General features: G+C 72.9%; 3 protein-coding genes. 2 read left to right on the top strand and 1 reads right to left on the bottom strand.

From position 1 onward, the window contains the following. Positions 1-130 precede the first annotated feature (130 nt). Complete coding sequence (locus ACFWBT_RS42335; RefSeq protein ID WP_385709972.1) at positions 131-1,354, bottom strand: arginine deiminase; 1,224 nt, start codon at positions 1,352-1,354, stop codon at positions 131-133. A gap of 162 nt (positions 1,355-1,516) precedes the next feature. Between ACFWBT_RS42335 and ACFWBT_RS42330 the strand changes: the two genes are divergently transcribed. Both ACFWBT_RS42330 and ACFWBT_RS42325 read left to right on the top strand, forming a co-directional pair. Beyond that, on the top strand, positions 1,517-2,563 hold the full coding sequence (locus tag ACFWBT_RS42330; protein ID WP_385709969.1) for an SPFH domain-containing protein: 1,047 nt from the start codon (positions 1,517-1,519) through the stop codon (positions 2,561-2,563). After that, on the top strand, positions 2,560-3,453 hold the full coding sequence (locus tag ACFWBT_RS42325; RefSeq protein ID WP_385709966.1) for a hypothetical protein: 894 nt from the start codon (positions 2,560-2,562) through the stop codon (positions 3,451-3,453). The genes ACFWBT_RS42330 and ACFWBT_RS42325 overlap by 4 nt, the downstream gene beginning before the upstream one ends. The last annotated feature ends 22 nt before the right edge of the window (positions 3,454-3,475 follow it).

The raw sequence follows: 3,475 nt of genomic DNA, 5'->3' as shown, positions 1-3,475 counted from the left end.
GTCCGGTACGGCCCGGCGGCCCGTACCGGACCCCGGGGCTCCCGGCGGACCCTGGCACCCCCACGGGGAGTCCCCCCATGAGGAAGTCCCCCATGGGGAGTCCGGCGCGGGAGGCCCTACGCCCGGGGCCTTACACGGGATCCCGCTCGACAGGGCAGCTCATGCAGCGCGGGCCGCCCCTCCCCCGCCCCAGCTCGCTGCCCGGGATCTCGATCACCTCGATGCCCTGCTTGCGCAGATGGGTGTTGGTGGTGGCGTTGCGCTCGTAGGCGATGACGACGCCCGGCTCGACGGCGAGGACGTTGCACCCGTCGTCCCACTGCTCCCGCTCGGCCGCGTGCACGTCCTGCGTGGCGGTCAGGACACGGATCTCGCCCAGGCCGAGCGCCGCGGCGATGGCGCGGTGCATGTGCTCCGGGGGGTGGTCGGTGACCTTCAGCTCCTTCTCCCCCACACCCGGTTCGATGGTGTACGAGCGGAGCATGCCGAGCCCGGCGTACTGCGTGAAGATGTCACCGTCGACCATCGTCATCACGGTGTCGAGGTGCATGAGAGCCCGCCGCTTGGGCATGTCGAGCGCCACGATCGTGGTCGCCGAGCCCGCCGCGAACAGCTTGTGCGCGAGCATCTCGACCGCCTGGGGCGTCGTGCGCTCGCTCATGCCGATCAGCACCGCGCCGTTGCCGATGACGAGGACGTCGCCGCCCTCGATGGTGGACGGATAGTCCGCCTGCCCCTCCGACCAGAGATTGAAGTCCTCCTCGCGGAAGAGGGGGTGGTGCCGGTAGATCGCCTCGAAGTGCACGGTCTCGCGCTGCCGGGCCGGCCAGCGCATGGCGTTGATGGAGACCCCGTCGTAGATCCAGGCGGAGGTGTCACGGGTGAAGAGGTGATTGGGCAGCGGCCGCAGGAGGAAGTCGTCGAGGTCCATGACATGGAAGCGCACGGAGGTCGGCTCCGCGTGCGCGTCCAGGAACTCGCGCTTGGTCATGCCGCCGACGAGCGCGGACGCCAGCTCCGGAGCGGGCAGGGTCTCGAAGGCGGCCCGGAGATGGTCGGTGGCGAGCGGCCCGTACTCCTTCTCGCGGAAGACCCGGTCCAGGACGAGCGACCTGGCCGCCGGGATCGCCAGCGTCTCGGCGAGCAGGTCACCGAAGAGGTGGACGGTGACCCCGCGGTCGCGCAGCACGTCGGCGAACCCGTCGTGTTCCGCGCGGGCCCGGCGCACCCACAGCACGTCGTCGAAGAGCAGGGCGTCCTTATTGCTGGGGGTGAGCCTTTTGAGCTCGAGATCGGGCCGGTGCAGGATGACGCGGCGCAGCCGGCCGGCCTCGGAGTCGACATGGAATCCCATGTCTCCATCCTGACCATCCGGACGCGTGTTCACCCGTGGATCGCCCGAGCCGCACCGCATTCATTTCGTCCTCTTGACGATAAGTGGACCCAGCCGTTATCGTCTCACTGACGACAAAGAAGACGAGGAGCCGCCGGGCCCGCCCGGCGCGAGGGGGACTTCATGGCCGACATCACGCGACGCCTCGGCTGGCGCCATCTGCGCGGGGCGCCCACCGCCCACGTCAGGCACCACCGGTCGGGACGCCTCGTCCACGACGGCCCCGGGCTCAGCTTCTGGTACCGCTCACTGACCGCCTCGCTCTCCGAAGTCCCGGTCGACGACCGCGAGCTGGCGATGACCTTCCACGCCCGTACGTCCGACTTCCAGGACGTCGCGGTGCAGGCGACCGTCACCTACCGCGTCAGCGACCCCGCCGTCGCGGCCACCCGCCTCGACTTCTCCATCGACCCCGACACGGGCGCCTGGCGCGGCGCCCCGCTCGAACAGCTGGGGTCGCTGCTGACCGAGACGGCCCAGCAGCACGCGCTCGACGTGCTGGCCCGTACGTCACTGGCGTCGGCCCTCGTCGACGGCGTCGCGGCGGTCCGGGAGCGGATCGCGGGCGGCCTCGCCGCCGAACCGCGGCTGCCCGCCACCGGCATCGAGGTGGTCGCCGTGCGGGTCGTCGCCCTGCGCCCGGAGCCCGAGGTGGAACGGGCGCTGCGCACCCCCGCCCGCGAGCAGATCCAGCAGGACGCGGACAAGGCGACGTACGAACGCCGGGCGGTCGCCGTCGAGCGGGAGCGCGCCATCGCCGAGAACGAACTCGCCAGTCAGATCGAACTCGCCCGGCGCGAGGAGCAGTTGGTCGACCAGCGCGGTACGAACGCGCGCCGCGAGGCCGAGGAGCTCGCGGCGGCGGACGCGGTGCGCGCCGAGGCGGAGGCGGCCCGCACGGTCCGGCTGGCCGAGGCGGAGGCCACCCGGAAGGTGCGGCTCGCCGGGGCCGAGGCGCAGGCGGAGCGCGAGGTCGGCGCGGCACGGGCAGAGGCACAGGCGGCCTGGCTGCGGGTCCACGGAGACGCGGACGTCACCACGCTGCACGCCCTGACCGGCAGCCGGCTCGCGGAGAACCTGCCGCGGATCGAAAGCGTCACGGTGTCGCCGGACGTTCTTACCGGGCTGCTCGCCAAGCTGGGCAACGGGGCCGTCGGGGACCCGGCGTGAGCCTCGCGCCCCGGGTCGTCCTCGTCCATCGGACCACCGAGTACGAGGAGTTGGTGGCCCGGCACGGCACGCACGGGCAGGCCGCGTTCTTCCTGTCCTCCCGCGGCCGGGACATCGCGGAGGTGGCCGAACGGCACCGGCGGGCCCGCGAGGCGCTCGCCGAGGTGGTGTCGGCCATTCCACTGACCTGGCGTCAGGCGCGGCTGGAGCGGGCCGACTTGGACCGCTTCCTGTTCGCGCCGGAGGACGTGGTGGTCGTGGTCGGCCAGGACGGCCTGGTCGCGAACGTCGCCAAGTACCTGGCGGGCCAGCCGGTGGTGGGGATCGACGCGGACCCCGGGCGCAATCCGGGTGTGCTGGTGCGGCACCGGCCCGGGGACGCCGGCGCGCTGCTCGCCTCGGCGCACGGGGGCGCCGCCGATGAGCTGACCATGGTCGAGGCGGTCGCGGACGACACCCAGCGGCTGGTCGCCCTCAACGAGATCTACCTGGGGGCCGCGGGCCATCAGACGGCCCGCTATCGGCTGGGGCTCGACGAGTACGGGGGTGCCGTCGAGCCCCAGGCGTCCTCCGGGGTGCTGGTGGGGACCGGGACCGGGGCCAGCGGCTGGCTCCGGTCGGTGTGGCAGGAGCGGGGCGGGGGGCTGCCGCTGCCGGGGCCCACGGACGAACGCCTGCTCTGGTTCGTCCGCGAGGCCTGGCCCTCGCCGGCCACCGGCACCTCGCTGGTGGCCGGTGAGCTCACCGCGTCCGGGCGGTTGTCCCTCACCGTGGAGTCGGACCGGCTCATCGCGTTCGGGGACGGGATGGAGGGGGACGCGGTGGAGTTGAGGTGGGGGCAGACGGTACGGGTGGGGGTGGCCGGGGTTCGGCTCCGGCTGGTGGGCTGAGGGGCCTGGCGGCCCCCAGCAC

Source organism: Streptomyces sp. NPDC060027 (assembly GCF_042737005.1).
Classification (GTDB): Bacteria; Actinomycetota; Actinomycetes; order Streptomycetales; family Streptomycetaceae; genus Streptomyces.
The sequence above is the reverse complement of the archived record's forward strand: the minus strand, read 5'-3'. Positions and strand labels throughout refer to the sequence as shown.